Annotated in this window: 12 protein-coding genes and 1 riboswitch; all 12 genes read left to right on the forward strand. The window is 35.1% G+C overall.

The window, feature by feature from the left end; all coding sequences use genetic code 11:
- Nucleotides 1-101 precede the first annotated feature (101 nt).
- On the forward strand, nt 102-1,646 hold the full coding sequence (locus tag ACTCDL_RS01990) for a spore germination protein (RefSeq protein ID WP_463173622.1): 1,545 nt from the start codon (nt 102-104) through the stop codon (nt 1,644-1,646).
- Nucleotides 1,639-2,745, forward strand: a complete 1,107-nt coding sequence (locus ACTCDL_RS01995; protein ID WP_463173624.1) for a GerAB/ArcD/ProY family transporter — start codon at nt 1,639-1,641, stop codon at nt 2,743-2,745. The genes ACTCDL_RS01990 and ACTCDL_RS01995 overlap by 8 nt, the downstream gene beginning before the upstream one ends.
- Nucleotides 2,732-3,961 carry a Ger(x)C family spore germination protein gene (locus ACTCDL_RS02000; protein WP_463173626.1) on the forward strand — a complete coding sequence of 410 codons (1,230 nt, stop codon included), beginning with the start codon at nt 2,732-2,734 and terminating at the stop codon, nt 3,959-3,961. The genes ACTCDL_RS01995 and ACTCDL_RS02000 overlap by 14 nt, the downstream gene beginning before the upstream one ends.
- Before the next feature lie 6 nt (nt 3,962-3,967).
- Nucleotides 3,968-4,129 carry a hypothetical protein gene (locus tag ACTCDL_RS02005; protein WP_463173627.1) on the forward strand — a complete coding sequence of 54 codons (162 nt, stop codon included), beginning with the start codon at nt 3,968-3,970 and terminating at the stop codon, nt 4,127-4,129.
- 255 nt (nt 4,130-4,384) lie between these two features.
- Complete coding sequence (locus ACTCDL_RS02010; protein ID WP_463173629.1) at nt 4,385-5,716, forward strand: leucine-rich repeat domain-containing protein; 1,332 nt, start codon at nt 4,385-4,387, stop codon at nt 5,714-5,716.
- A gap of 82 nt (nt 5,717-5,798) precedes the next feature.
- A riboswitch (TPP riboswitch) is annotated at nt 5,799-5,905 on the forward strand.
- 104 nt (nt 5,906-6,009) lie between these two features.
- Nucleotides 6,010-6,510, forward strand: a complete 501-nt coding sequence (thiW, locus tag ACTCDL_RS02015; RefSeq protein ID WP_463173677.1) for an energy coupling factor transporter S component ThiW — start codon at nt 6,010-6,012, stop codon at nt 6,508-6,510.
- A 1-nt stretch (nt 6,511) separates the two neighbouring features.
- The gene (gene thiD / locus ACTCDL_RS02020) at nt 6,512-7,306 is read left to right on the forward strand and encodes a bifunctional hydroxymethylpyrimidine kinase/phosphomethylpyrimidine kinase (protein ID WP_463173630.1); all 795 of its coding nucleotides are present in this window, start codon (nt 6,512-6,514) and stop codon (nt 7,304-7,306) included.
- A 47-nt stretch (nt 7,307-7,353) separates the two neighbouring features.
- The gene (gene thiM / locus ACTCDL_RS02025) at nt 7,354-8,139 is read left to right on the forward strand and encodes a hydroxyethylthiazole kinase (RefSeq protein ID WP_463173632.1); all 786 of its coding nucleotides are present in this window, start codon (nt 7,354-7,356) and stop codon (nt 8,137-8,139) included.
- Nucleotides 8,140-8,411: 272 nt separating this feature from the next.
- Entirely contained in the window at nt 8,412-9,695 is a 1,284-nt protein-coding gene (gene thiC, locus ACTCDL_RS02030) for a phosphomethylpyrimidine synthase ThiC (RefSeq protein WP_463173633.1), read from the forward strand.
- Between the two features lie 191 nt (nt 9,696-9,886).
- Entirely contained in the window at nt 9,887-11,233 is a 1,347-nt protein-coding gene (locus ACTCDL_RS02035; protein WP_463173635.1) for a hypothetical protein, read from the forward strand.
- 194 nt (nt 11,234-11,427) lie between these two features.
- A complete protein-coding gene (locus ACTCDL_RS02040; protein WP_463173636.1) occupies nt 11,428-12,471 on the forward strand; it encodes a lysylphosphatidylglycerol synthase transmembrane domain-containing protein in 1,044 nt (347 codons plus the stop codon).
- 232 nt (nt 12,472-12,703) lie between these two features.
- Nucleotides 12,704-14,950, forward strand: a complete 2,247-nt coding sequence (gene priA, locus ACTCDL_RS02045) for a primosomal protein N' (RefSeq protein WP_463173637.1) — start codon at nt 12,704-12,706, stop codon at nt 14,948-14,950.
- Nucleotides 14,951-14,972 lie beyond the last annotated feature (22 nt).

The raw sequence follows: 14,972 nt of genomic DNA on the forward strand, positions 1-14,972 counted from the left end.
GGGGATGGGGGATGAGGTATGAATCTTTAATTTTATAGTATTTATTCTTAAGTTGATGCGTATGGGGTTAGGGGATGAGCTCTGAAAAAGAGGTGAGTTCAATGAAATTCTTAAGAAAGTTATTTTCTTCTCCAGCTAATAGTCAAGTTTCTACTAAGAAAGAAGAAAAATTAAGCAAAAATTTAGATAAAAACCTAAATAGATTAAAAGAAACATTCTGTTATCCCGATAATCAAGATTTTAAGATTAGAGAACTCTACATTGAAAATATTCAGAGAGAGGTTATTTTATTATCTTTAAATGGGATGGTAGATAATGATGCAGTAGAGCAGCATATTATTCATCCTTTATTAGAAGATACTAGTGTCAAAGAAAGTCAAGGCTTAGATTTCATCAAGGAGATAATCACTGCTAAAAGTGCTAGCAAAGTAAGCTCTCTTAGTAAGGTTATTAATGATATCTTGATGGGTAATACTATAATTTTAATAGAGAATTATAGTCAAGCAATTTCAGTAGCTACTACTAAGTTTTCCCATCGTAGTATTCAACAATCAACAAGGGAGACGGTATTAAAGGGTCCTAAGGAATCCTTCACAGAGTCAGGAGATGTAAATACCTCTCTGATTAGAAAACGATTAAGGGATGAAAATCTAGTTTCTGAAAAGATAATAGTAGGTGAACGTTCTCTAAGTAAAGTCTCTATGCTTTATATCAAAGACATTGCTAATCCAGATTTGGTAGAGAGGGTTACTAAGAGGATTAAGCAGATTAAAGCAGATACAGTGCTTGAAATCCCTATATTAGAGCAACATATTGAGGAAAGCAGTTATTCTCTGATACCATCTGTCTTATATTCAGAGCGTCCTGATAGGGCAGTTTCTTTCTTGCAAGAGGGTCATATTGTACTTTTAATGGATAGTTCATCAAGTTGTTTAATTGTTCCAGTGACTTTTTGGGCATTATTCCATACTCCTGAAGACAGCTATCAACGCTGGGCTTATGGTAATTTTATTCGTCTAATTAGATTAGTTTCATTCTTTATAGCCTTATTGACTCCAGCAGTCTATATAGCAGTGACCAACTATCATATTGAGATGATACCTACAGATTTATTATTTGCTATAGCTGCCACCAGGGAGAGGGTTCCCTTTCCCTCAGTAGTTGAGGTATTCTTTATGGAAGGAGCTTTTGAGCTGTTGCGAGAGGCAGGGATTAGAATTCCCAGTGCTATTGGTCCAACTATTGGTATTGTTGGAGCTTTAATTCTAGGAACAGCTGCTGTTGAAGCCAATCTAATTAGCCCTATCTTAGTGATTGTAGTATCGATTACGGGATTAGCTTCTTTTACAATTGCCGATGATAGCTTGAGTTTTTTAATTAGAATTATGAAATTTGTTATCTTGGGATTTGCTAGTTTATATGGGGCTTTGGGGATTGTAGTAACTTTTATCTGCTTTATGGCTTATATGGCACACTTTAAGTCCTTTGGAGTTCCCTTCTTAGCACCATTGGTTCCTTATTATAAGTCTTCTAATGATTTAATCTTACGCCCTCCTATTTGGAAGCAATGGCTCCGCCCCTTCTATACTGACCCCGAGGATGATATTAGAAAGAAAGATCCAGAGGAGGGTTTTGACCATGAATAAAGCTTCAGATGGAAGGATAGGTTGGCGTGAATTGATTACTATGTTGATACTGGTTAATGTTATGGTTGGCACAGATATGACCCCAGTTTTTTTATTTAAGTTAGGAAAGAATGCGACTTGGATCTTTCCTTTGATCTGGGGAGTAATAATGATAATTCCTTTACTTGCCCTTTCTTCTTTGTTAAGGCTTTATGGGGATAAAGGGTTAATAGAGATTATTTATCATTTAACTGGAAAATATCTTGGTTTTATTTTGGGTAGTGGATTATCTTTAATTGTCTTTAATCTGTTGATTAGAATGAGCAGTAACTATATACAGGAGACGACAGAGATCTTCTTAGATAGTACTCCAGATATAGAGGTATATTTGTTATTAGTGGGGGCAGCATATTTTATTGCTAAGTATGGATTTGAGACTATTGGTCGAATCTGCTCCTTACTCTTTCCATATATAGTTGTATCCTTTGTTATTTTAATCATTCTTGCTAGGATGGACTTCATATATGATTTTTTATATCCCTTAGAGGGACCAGGAATCATGAAAATCATCAAATCTAGTGTTGTCAATCTTCCTTTAGCTATGGAATTTATTCTGATAGCTACCTTCTTTCCCTTTATTAAAAATCATAGACATTATAGGCGAGGGGTTTGGGGAGGATTGGTAGTTTCTATGATAACATTAAGTTTAATTTTGACAATTTACATAATAATGTTTGATTATAATCAACTAGAGGTTATATCCCATCCTTTTAACTTATTAATCAGGGTTACAGGGATTTCAAGGTTTTTTATGAACTTTGATGCCTTCTTCTTTGCTTTTTGGTTGATGATGGTGATTATTAGATTTGCTTTTTATCTTTATTTAAATTCAGCTTTGTTTGCTTATGTATTGAGAATAAAGGAGTTTGAACCCTTATTACTCCCCTTTGCTACTTTAACTATTATCATAGGGTTGCCAATAGAGAATCCAGTTAAGAATATTCAAGTTTTTAAGTATAATCTACTCTGGAATAATGTCTGGTGGTTCATAATAGCTTTACCTCTGTTATTATGGATAATAGCCTATTTGAAGGGGGAGTTTAGTAATGAGAAAGGTTAAGTTGTTATTACTGATTCTTTCTTTAACATTATTAACAGGTTGTTTTGATAAGGTGGAGTTAGAGGATTTGGCTTATGTAGTGGTAATTGGGATTGATAAGGGAGCAGATAATGGATTTGAGGTGACTTATCAAATAGGAAATCCTCAGGTAGGTTCTTCTGATAGAGTACAAGCTGAAGAGCCGGCTTCTGAAATCATAACTATGAATGTACCAGATCTTGCTACCGTTAGAGATTTGGCTAATGTTTCTGTTAGTCGTGAAGTAACCTATGCTCACTTGAAGGCAATTATTACAGGAGAAGAGCTAACTAGATCAAAAGAAAGCCTTACATTGCTTGATGCAGTCTTGCGTGATCAAGCCATTAAACAAGATGTAATGTTGATAGTCTCTAAGGAGAAGGCTTCAGAATTTATTCGGGGAAATAAGCATGAATTAGAGACTAGACCCCATAAGCATTATGAATTTATGTCTAGAAGGTGGGAGGAGACAGGTTTAGTGCCTAATTCTACCCTGTTGAAATTCTTCCCAAGAATCTTGGGAGATGCTGGATTATTTTTAAGTACCTATGCCACTACTAAAAAAAGCAAGACTCATTATGGATATGAAGATGAATATCTAGCAGGTCAAGTCAAGAAAGAAGGTGGGAATTCGATGCAGATGATAGGGGCAGCAGTTCTTAAAGAGGGGAGAATGATTGGAACCTTAAATGGTGAAGAGGTAAAGATTACTTTATTATTAAGACCCAATACAGTTAGAAGTTCAATGCTGGCTAGTTATGCCGACCCGCTAGCTAAGGATAAACGTATTGCAGCTAGCTGGTCAAAGACTGAACCTACTAAAATAAAGATGGATTTATCCACAGACATTCCCAAGGTGGATGTTGTTGTACCAATAAAGATGGAGATATTATCAATAGCAAGTGGAATTGATTATGTGGAGGACTTAAAAAAGCAGAAATTATTAAAGGAAGCAATTGCCAGAAGCCTAGAACAGAAATCAATGAAAGTTGTTAAGAAGACACAACAGGAGTTTAAAGGAGATCCTTTTCAGTGGTATTTAATAGCTCGTAAGCAGTTCTGGACTTTAGCTGAGTATAAAAAATACAATTGGATGAAAAAGTACCCTACAGCAGAGGTAAGGGTTAAATATGATATAGAGTTCACTAACTTTGGAAGGCAGCTTAAACCCTTTAACAAAGAATATATAAAGGACTGATTATAAATGAACTTAATTTATGGATTGATTATCTTATATATCAGCTATTATACTTTAATGTATGCCAGAATGATTTGGAGAAAAGAGAATAATAAATTGGGGGCATTTTTTGTAGCTATCTTGGCAATTAGTATAGTAGCAGTTCCTCTGTGGGAGATGATGAGGTGAGGGGATATAGAGATAGTGCGACACTTTCGTGTCTTAGTTAACAGTTTACAGTGGTTTACACGAAGAGTCTTATATTTTAGACTCGTAGGGACGGTTGACAGTTAAGTTCAAAAGCACTAAAAGCCCTTAAAATATAGGGTTTTGTAATGATTCTAGTTAAAGCTAGAAGATTAATTTATAATTATTGCAGGTGATTTGCTTTTTTTGTTTAAACTAAATATAGAAGTTTTCTTATCAGATAAAGAGGTGAATAAGATGGGTAAGAATAAGATGATAATTACTATGATAAGCTTAGTAATAATAGTTTTAGCTATATATTTATCTATTCCAAAGGAAGAAATTATTATTGAAGATCCTGCCTTGGAAAATGCTATTAGAGAGATAATAGATAAAGCTGATGGTAAGATTACTAAAAAAGATTTAAACAAAATTACAGAGCTTGATTTAGAGGGAAAAGGAATAAAGTCTATAGCAGGGATAGAAGCTATTGATTCTTTAAAGGTTTTGGATTTGAGTAAGAATAGTATAAATAATATAAGTCTATTGTCTAATCTAAAGGAGCTAACTTATTTAAATCTATGGTCTAATCAAATTGATGATATAAGACCTTTAGCCCAATTAAAGAATTTAAAGGTACTTCATTTAGATGATAATCAAATCAAGGATATTACCCCTTTAGCAAATTTGACTAAATTAGAAGAGCTTTATCTATGGGTCAATCGTTTAGAAAAGATAAGTCCCATAGTAAATCTACCTAATTTAAGGATTCTTGATATCAGTAATAATCCTATTGAGGATATAGGGAGTTTAGCTAAAGCAGAAGAATTAACTAGATTGATAGCAAGACGGAATGGGATTATTGATATAAGTTTTGTAGCTACTTTACAGAAATTAACTTATCTTGATTTAGGTAATAACTTTATTGAGGATATACTTCCTGTAGCAAATTTGGAAGAGATAAGGACTCTTCGCTTACAGCGAAATCAAATTACTGATATAAGTCCAATTATCCGATTAGCTAATTTGATAGAGCTTGAATTGAGTACCAATCCAATTGGGAATGTAGCCTTATTAAAGCAATTAAATAATTTAGAAGTTTTGGAGGTTAGGAGGACTGGTTTAAGTGATATTAATTTCTTAAAAGAGATGAAGAGCTTAAGCTATCTTGATTTGAGGTATAATCTGATTTCAGAGGTTATATCCTTAGCTAAATTGGCAGAGTTGAGACAATTATATCTAACAGGTAATCAAATTACTAAGATAGAAGGATTAAAAGGCTTAACAGGTTTAGAGAAGGTTGATTTGAGTGATAATCTAGTTGAGGATATTACACCTTTATCAGGTTTAAAGATTATCAATACTTTAAAATTATCTAAGAATATAGTAGCTGATATTGATGCATTGCAGAATTTAAAGTATTTAAAGGTGCTTAATCTAGCCAATAATCAGGTTAGTGAGATAGGGTTATTATTAAATCTACCTAAACTAAATCAAGTTGATTTAAGATTTAATCCTTTATATCAAAAAAAGGATAATAGCCAAGTTATAGAAGAATTAGTAGACAAAGGGGTAGCTGTTTATAGATAAGATATCGGCTTGTTCTGATTTTATGGCCTTGCAAAGTTAAATCTTTGTGGTATAATAAAGATATACTAAAATTGAATAAATTTTGCACCACTGGGGGAGTTCTGTTAGAGCTGAGAAAGAAATGAGATTTCTTGACCCCTTGAACCTGATCTGGGTAATACTAGCGTAGGGAAGTGGGCTTTTGAGAGGGTATTTATCTGCCTGTTCTTGTTTATAAATTCAAAAGCACAGTTCCTATTAGGGGCTGTGCTTTTTTCAATTCAATTAAAATTATTAACAGGGGTGTGAATATCATTAAAACAATCAGACTTACCTTTTCTGCATTATTAGTGGCGATAGGGACGATGACAGGGCACTTAATTTATATACCTGTTGGGATTGCAAAGTGTTTTCCTGTTCAACACGCTATTAATATCATATCAGCTATATTTTTAGGTCCAGGATATGCTGTATTAAATGCTTTTGCTATATCTCTGCTTAGAAATATTTTGGGAGTTGGTTCTTTATTGGCCTTTCCAGGGAGTATGATAGGTGCTTTTTTAGCAGGGACCTTATTTAAAAAGACCGCTAATAGATTCTATGCTATTGGTGGAGAGATTTTTGGAACAGGTATCATAGGAGGATTGTTGTCGTATCCTATTGCAAAATTTCTAATGGGCAAGGAGATAATGGCTTTCTTCTTTGTAATACCTTTTTTAGTAAGTACAATTGGAGGAAGCTTTATCGGGTATCTGTTAGTGAGAATATTTGAGAATAATAAAATCTTTAAAGAACTTAAGGAGGTGGAGAGATAAAATGAAGCAAGCCTTAACAATTGCAGGGTCTGACTCTGGTGGAGGAGCAGGGATTCAGGCTGATTTAAAGACGATGACAGCCTTTGGAGTTTATGGGGCATCGGTCATTACTGCTGTTACTGCTCAAAATACACTAGGAGTCCAAGGCTTTGAAACGGTGAGTCTAGATTTAGTTGCCAAGCAACTTGATTCAGTATTGAGTGATTTGAATTTCTCTGCTGCAAAGACTGGAATGTTAGCAACTAGTCAGATTATCAAGGTGGTAGCTAAGAAGGTTAAAGAGTATCAGCTTGAGAATTTAGTAGTTGATCCAGTGATGGTGGCTACTAGTGGTGATATTCTATTGGCTGAGGAGGCTATTGCTACTATTAAGGAAGAGTTGATTCCTCTAGCTAAGGTAATTACTCCAAATTTGAATGAGGCTAAGGTCTTGCTTGGTAGAGATATAGCTGAAGAGGTATCTTTAGAGCTTTTAGCTAGTGAACTACATAAGTTAGGTTCAGACTATGTCTTAGTTAAAGGTGGTCATCAGGTTGGTGAGAATGCCATCGACTTACTTTATGATGGAGTAGAGTTTATTGAATATACTAGCAAAAGGGTTGATACTAAGGATACCCATGGGACAGGATGTACTCTATCCTCAGCTATAGCTAGTAATTTGGCTTTAGGTTATGATGTTAAAGAGGCAGTCAAGAGAAGTAAGAAGTATATTACTGAGGCAATTAACGCTGGTTGTAAGGTTGGTCAGGGTAATAATCCTGTCAATCATTTTGCTATGGTATATAGTTTTGAATAGAATTGGGTGATTAGTATCTTAATTAAAAGATGAAGGGAGGGCTTCTAATGGAAAAGATAATAGCCAAGATTAAAGAAGAGAGACCTTTGGTCCATCATATAACCAATAATGTGACTGTCAATGATTCTGCTAATATTACTCTTTATTGGGGTGGACTGCCTGTAATGGCTTATGCCAAAGAAGAGGTAGCAGAGATGGTACAGGCTGCTTCTGCTCTGGTCTTAAATATTGGCACCCTAACTGCTGACTCTGTAGAAGCAATGCTGATAGCTGGCAAAGAGGCTAATAGCTTGGGAATTCCAATTATCTTTGACCCAGTAGGAGTGGGTGCTACCACTTTTAGAACTGAGGTAGCATTGAGGGTATTAAAGGAGCTAGATATAGCAGTTATTAAAGGTAATCAGGGTGAAATAAGTATTTTGGCTGGTCAGCAGGGTGAAGTCAAGGGGGTAGAAGCTATTGGTGAATATAAAGATATTGCAGAGACTGCTCAAAAATTAGCCAAAGTACAGAAAGCAGTTGTAGTTGTTTCTGGGGTTAAAGATATTATCAGTGATGGAGCTAAAGTCTATCAGATTGACGATGGTCATGAGCTGATGGGGCAGATAGTAGGAACAGGTTGTATGCTAGGTAGTACTTTAGGAGTATTTTGTGGGGTAAATAGCAATTATTTAGAAGCTACTTTATCTGCTGTAACAGCTTATGGGATAGCAGGAGAGCAGGCTAGTAAAAAGGCAACTCAACCTGCTAGCTATAAAGTTGCTTTTTTGGATAGTGTTAGTGAGATGACAGATGAGGATTTAGCGAGAAGTCAAGAGATAGTAGAATTATAGCTAATACTTTGTGTTAGCAAGGAAGATGATGAAATAGAATGATAATGCGACATTTTAGTGTCAGTGTGGGTGTGAGTGGTTTAAGTATTATGGTTTAGTCACCTACGGGTTTTAAAAAACCTAAAACCACTCCGTAATAAAAAACATTCACTTACACTAATCACTCACACTTAAATAAAGTGCCGCAATATACCAATTAACTATCACATATAAAAGTATAACTTGTGACTAGTCACTAATTACTAGTCACCAAAATAAAGGAGGAATGTCAAATGACACAGATGACACAAGCAAGAGCAGGGGAGATAACTGCTGAAATGAAGAGAGTTGCTAAGAAAGAGGGGGTAAGCCCAGAGTTTATTCGGCAAGGTGTAGCAGAAGGAACAATCGTTATTCCTGCTAATAAGAATCATAAGAACCTAGATCCAAATGGATTTGGAAAAGGATTAGCAACTAAGGTAAATGCTAATTTTGGTACATCTGAGGATTATCCAGAGATAGAAAAGGAGCTAAAGAAGCTAGAAATATCTGTAGAAGCAGGTGCTGATGCAGTTATGGACTTATCGACAGGTGAGAAGATAAATGAGACTCGTCAAGCAATCTTGGAGAAAGCTACTGTACCTTTAGGAACTGTACCGATTTACCAAGCTACTGTAGAGACTTTACAAGCTGAAAAGGCAATTATAGATATGACAGTCGATGATTTATTTAGAGTTATTGAAGAGCAGGCTAAAGATGGTGTAGATTTTATTACTGTCCACTGTGGTCTAACTTTGGAGACAATCCGCCATCTAAGGGATGAAGGTAGAGTAACTGATATAGTCAGTCGTGGTGGTTCTTTTATGACTGGTTGGATGTTACATAATAATGCTGAAAATCCATTGTATGAGTATTATGATAGACTATTAGAGATCTGCTATGAATATGATGTAACTTTGAGTTTAGGTGATGGTTTAAGACCAGGCTCCTTAGCTGATGCTACTGATAGGGCTCAGATCCATGAGTTATTGGTATTGGCTGAATTGGTAGATAGAGCTAGAGATGCTGAGGTACAGGTAATGGTAGAGGGACCAGGTCATGTTCCTTTTGATCAGATAGAGACAAATATTAAGATACAAAAAGAGTTATGTAAGGATGCACCTTTTTATGTTTTAGGACCATTGGTAACAGATATTGCTTTAGGATATGACCATATCACTGCTGCTATTGGTGGAACTTTGGCGGCTAGTGCTGGAGCTGATTTTTTATGCTATGTAACTCCTGCAGAGCATATCGGTTTACCGACCATTGAAGATGTACGAGAAGGGGTAATTGCTAGTAAGATTGCTGCTCATGCTGCTGATATTGCTAAAGGGGTGCCAGGGGCAAAGGAGAGAGATTTAGAGATGGCTAAGGCAAGAAAGAGTCTAGATTGGGAGCGACAGATTGAACTATCTATCGATCCTAAAAAGGCTAGAGAGTCAAGGGATGCTCATAACCAAATCTTAAAAGATGAAGAGGCTTGTACTATGTGTGGTTCTTATTGTGCCATGAAGATAGTAGATGAAGCTTTATAGTAATAGATAAAAGAAGTTGGGCTTATAGCTCAGCTTCTTTTTATCTATTTAACTAGACATAAAAGGATAATAAGCATAGTTGAAGAATATAGAGATAAAAGCTAATTCTTTATGAGTATTCTTTTTATCTGAGAGGTAGTTTAAAAGGTTAATTGTTTAGAAAGCTAGAATTTTAATTTGGGAGGGGTAAAATGAATAAGAGAAATAAGATCTTAATTGGGACTATTGTGACTTTAGTAGTCATAATCTTAGGAGTTAATTGGTATGTAGGAAATATGGTAGAAGATAGACTTACAGAGAGCCTTGAGTTAGAGAAGAAGGATCTTCCTTTTGATGTTGAGTATAGTCAAATATCGGCAAATCCTCTATTAAGTCAGGTAACTTATAGTCAAGTGATGATTAAGGATAAAGATTATAAAGATGGTCTTATAAGTATTGATAAAGTTGTAGTTAAGTTACCTTATCATGACTCTTTTACTTTGGCTAAAAACAGTGAGCTTAAAAAGCTTCATGGGTTGGCTATTCAGCTAGATAATTTGAAGATTGAGGATAGATTAAAGGATTTAGCGCTTAGCTTTAAGAATTTTAGTATAGACTATAAAGGGAAATTAGCTCTAGAAGAGTTAGTTAATGAGCCTAGTAAATTTGTTGAAGATAAGCAAGCAATAGCCATAGCTTTCAATCAATTTAAGGTTAAGTTACCAGAGAACCTTAGCAAGCAGCTAGCTTCTTCAGAGTTAGAAACTAAGTTGACAAATATAGATGAATTTATTCTTGATCTTGATTATAACCCTGACAAACAGGAGATTAGAATTAATAATTATAAGGTCGATGCCCCTTTATTATTTGCTAAAGCCTCTGAAGTAGTCCATTATAATGGTAATAGTTTAAAGACTTTAGAGATAACTGATATTTCTGGGGAAGGTAATTTTGAGTTTAAGGGTGATGGCATAGAGTTTGGTAATCCTAAGACAACAGGCCGTTATACCTTAGGAAATATCACTACAGATTCTAAATTCAGTAATACTTACAAGCACAAACTGCTTAAAGATGATATTAGCAGTTCTAAAGATGTGGTTGATGTTTGGACAGAGTCGATTAAAAGCCTTGGTGATGGAGAATGCAACTTCAAATTAGAAGGCTTTAAAGCAGAGTTTGCAGGTGGACTTAAGGAGCGATTATCTTATAACCCTATTGTCTTTATGGGTGGTATAGATTTGACTAATGTATCTTTAGATAAGCTGGATGTTAATTATAAAGTTGATAATAATAATATTAACATATCTAATATTAAGTTAAATAGTTCAATTGTTGATATGAATCTGACAGGTAATCTTGATATCAATAGAGATAAGCTAGCTGAGTCTAATATCACTACTTTGACACTAAGGGTAGCTCAATTAAATGATAACTTAAAGGAGCTTGTTAGAATCTTAGAGACGCGCATTGGTCAACAGCTTCCTAGAGATGGTGAGGATATTTTCCTTGATGTAAGTGGGACTTTTGCTAATCCTAAGATAGAGGGAATGGATATTTAAGCTAAATGTGATATTGATAAATAGATAGTTTAGCTTGAGAGCCACAGACATCTAGTCTGTGGCTTAGTGAATTAGATGATAAAGTTTTGAGGTGGGTTTAATTGAATTAAATATAATTTAGGATAGGAATATAGCACTAGATATTGAATAATAATAAAAGTGACTTCGATAATTATTTTAGGAGGCTTATATTTATGAAGGAAGGTAGTATAGATAAAACTAAGATTAAAAAAGGGTTAAAATATTCACTATTAGTCAGTGTAATAGCTTTAGCTTTACTATTCTCCTTGACTATAAATGAAGAGACCTTTATGAAGATAAAGAGGGTAAATTCCTTTTATTTGCTGTTAGCGATAGTAGTGAATTTTTTAATGTGGGTGGTAGGTGGTTTGAGAATTAAGTTGATTACAAATGCTTTAGGAGAGGAGATATCTTTAAAATTTGCTATCAAGAACTTCTTAGTAGGAGCCTTTATCTCAAATGTTACTCCTTTTGCTTCGGGAGGAGGCCCTATACAGGTTCTATTATTGCACCGCAAGGGTCTTTCTCTAGGAAAATCATCAACAGTAATTATTGTTCAGTTTGTGATGAGATTATTATTTTTTAGTATACTATCACCAGTATTCTTTTTTTTATTTCCTGATTTAATCAATCCTGGGGTGATTCCAGAGAAGATATTTAATCTTTTAATCTTAATTTCCTTATCTATTTCAGCAATTATTATCTATTTTATTTGGAAACCAGATAAGGTTAAGGTCTTGACAGAGAAGTTGAGAAATTTAAGTTTTTTACAGGGTTTAATGAAGGGTGAAAAGGCTAATCAACTGATAGATAGATTATATAAAGAGGTGGAGGATTTTCACGAGAGTCTGTGGCAATTGACTAAGTATAAGAAGAGTAGTTTGATTTTAGCAGCTTTTTTTACTATAATATTTTGGGTGCTATTTTTTATTATTGCACCGATAATCTTATTAGGATTAGGGGTTAAGCCTTATTTCTTTAGATCATTTATCATCCAGACTATATTTTATTTAATTATACCATATATGCCAACTCCAGGAGCAAGTGGAGCAGCAGAGTTTGGTTTTGCCACACTTTTTTCCAGTTTTGTACCTTCATCTTTGGTAGGGCTATTAGCAATAGTTTGGAGGTTTTTAACCTTTTATCTGGTAATTATCTTTGGTGGAGTGATATTATTTAGAATGATAGCAAAGTCAGTGCTAAAGAGGACAGCCTAACTTTAGTCTGAGGTTAGTGTAAAAATTGGTAGAATAGAAGGATAGTGCGACACTTTGTGTCGAGTGTGAACTATGAGTGTGAGTGTGTGTAAAACTTCTTTTTATTGGGGTTTGCTCACACTCACACATCCACTCACGCTAATTTTAAAAGTGTCCCAATCTATCCATAGTCTTATATTAAATATTAGAAAAGATTAAACTAGCACAATAGGCATTATTGAGGTGGGATATAATGAGTAAATATGTAGAAGTAATGGTTGATGTACCAGTTGAACAGGTTGATAGACCCTTTACTTACAAAGTGCCAAAGAGTTTAGAGAGTCAAATTAAAGTGGGCAAGAAGGTGCTTGTTCCCTTTGGTCGTCAGCGAGTAGCAGGATATATCATAGGAGAGCTTGAGGCTGATGAAGGTGATTTTGAATTTGCCATAAAACCTATCAATAAAATATTGACAGACTTCACCTTTTTTGATGAAGAGCTATTAAAATTGGCTAAATGGATGTCAGAGTACTATCAGTCTTATCTAATCAGCTCTTTAAAAGCGATTGTTCCTAGTGGTCAGACTAAAATCAAGACTAAACAGATTGTCAAGTTGGCTCACTCTTTAGAAGAGAGTAAGAAGCTACTTGATGAGATTAGTAATAGAGCCTATAAGCAACAGGAGGTATTTGCTTTTTTAATAGATAATCCTGAGATTGGCTTGACCAATACTGAATTGGCAGATCGGCTAGGGACGACTTCAGGAATAATCAGAACGTTGATTAATAAAGGATATTTAAAGTATGTAGAAGAGGAGGTTAAGAGAAATCCTCATAGCCATCATAACTTTAGGCCAACTGTTCCTTTAGCTCCAACGCCTGAACAGCAGGTAGCGATAGAAGAGATTAGTATCGCTTTAGAGCAAGATGAGAGTGCTACTATCCTCTTAAAGGGAGTAACAGGTAGTGGCAAAACAGAGGTGTATCTTCAAGCAATTGCTAAGGCTTTAGAAACAGGAAAGGATACTATCGTCTTAGTTCCTGAAATTTCATTAACTCCTCAGACTATAGCTAGATTTAAAGGTCGTTTTGGTAATCAAGTAGCAGTCTTACATAGTCAGTTATCGGCAGGGGAGCGTTTTGATGAATGGCGTAGAATTAAATTTGGTGATGTAAAAATAGTAGTCGGGGCTAGATCGGCAGTTTTTGCTCCCTTTAATAATTTAGGGTTAATTATTATCGATGAAGAGCATGAGACTAGCTATAAGCAAGAGGATCACCCTAAATATCATGCTAGAGAGGTAGCTGTTAAGAGGACAGAGTTGTTAGAAGCAGTAACTTTATTAGGAACCGCAACTCCATCATTAGAAGCTTATCATCGTACAGAGACTGGCGAATATAAGTTAATAGAGTTAGAGAAGCGGATTGACGATAGACCCTTGCCACCAGTAGAGCTTATCGATATGAGAGAGGAGTTGCAAGCTGGAAATAAAACTATGTTCAGCCAGCTCTTGCAAGAGGCAATGATTGATAGGTTGGAGAAGAGTGAGCAGACGATGATCTTTCTCAATCGTCGAGGTTTCTCCACTTTTGTCCAATGCCGTGAATGTGGACATGTAATGAAGTGTAATGACTGTGATGTCTCTTTGACTTATCATGCTACTCCAAACATTTTACAATGCCACTATTGTGATCATAAAGAGAGGGTTCCTCATATCTGTCCTAACTGTGAAAGTAAATATATTAAATACTTTGGAGTAGGTACTCAAAAGGTAGAAGAAGGCTTAAAGGAACTCTTTCCAGAGGCTAAAGTAGCTAGAATGGATGTTGATACAACTAGGCGCAAAGGAGAATATGAAAGGATATTATCAGCTTTTAAACAAGGAAAGATAGATATTTTAGTAGGAACTCAGATGATTGCCAAAGGCCATGATTTTGATAATGTTACTTTGGTAGGCGTTATTACTGCTGATACCGCACTTAATCTTCCTGACTTTAGAGCAGGAGAGAGAACTTTTCAGCTCTTAACTCAGGTAGCAGGAAGAACTGGTAGAGGAGATAAGACAGGAGAGGTTATTATCCAAAGCTATACTCCAGAGCATTATAGTATTCAATTTTCTAAAGAACATGACTATAAGGGCTTTTATGATTTTGAGATAGAGTCTAGAAGGTTTGCCTCTTATCCACCCTTTACCCATATTATTAGTATAGTTATCAGTGACCAACGGGAAGATAAAGTAATTGAAGTTTCAAATTTATTAAGTGACATTATTAGAGATAAGTTGAATAAAATAGATGATGAAGGGATAATGATCTTAGGTCCTGTGCAAGCACCTTTAAGTAAAGTAAGGGGACAATATAGGTGGCAGTTACTGCTTAAAGGAAAAGATTTGGATGAGATGAGAAAGGTCAATCAAGAGAGTTTAATTAGGTTAAATGAATTATCTACTTTAAAGACAATTAAGGTAAGTGTTGATGTTGACCCATTAGGAATGTTATAATAATAATTACTAATTGATAATG

It is taken from the genome of Orenia sp. (genome assembly GCF_055140805.1).

Bases quoted from the DNA above. Each gene is read 5' to 3' on its own strand.
- ACTCDL_RS01990 (WP_463173622.1), top strand. From the start codon at position 102: ATGAAATTCTTAAGAAAGTTATTTTCTTCTCCAGCTAATAGTCAAGTT.
- ACTCDL_RS01995 (WP_463173624.1), top strand. From the start codon at position 1,639: ATGAATAAAGCTTCAGATGGAAGGATAGGTTGGCGTGAATTGATTACT.
- ACTCDL_RS02000 (WP_463173626.1), top strand. From the start codon at position 2,732: ATGAGAAAGGTTAAGTTGTTATTACTGATTCTTTCTTTAACATTATTA.
- ACTCDL_RS02005 (WP_463173627.1), top strand. From the start codon at position 3,968: ATGAACTTAATTTATGGATTGATTATCTTATATATCAGCTATTATACT.
- ACTCDL_RS02010 (WP_463173629.1), top strand. From the start codon at position 4,385: ATGGGTAAGAATAAGATGATAATTACTATGATAAGCTTAGTAATAATA.
- thiD (WP_463173630.1), top strand. From the start codon at position 6,512: ATGAAGCAAGCCTTAACAATTGCAGGGTCTGACTCTGGTGGAGGAGCA.
- thiM (WP_463173632.1), top strand. From the start codon at position 7,354: ATGGAAAAGATAATAGCCAAGATTAAAGAAGAGAGACCTTTGGTCCAT.
- thiC (WP_463173633.1), top strand. From the start codon at position 8,412: ATGACACAGATGACACAAGCAAGAGCAGGGGAGATAACTGCTGAAATG.
- ACTCDL_RS02035 (WP_463173635.1), top strand. From the start codon at position 9,887: ATGAATAAGAGAAATAAGATCTTAATTGGGACTATTGTGACTTTAGTA.
- ACTCDL_RS02040 (WP_463173636.1), top strand. From the start codon at position 11,428: ATGAAGGAAGGTAGTATAGATAAAACTAAGATTAAAAAAGGGTTAAAA.
- priA (WP_463173637.1), top strand. From the start codon at position 12,704: ATGAGTAAATATGTAGAAGTAATGGTTGATGTACCAGTTGAACAGGTT.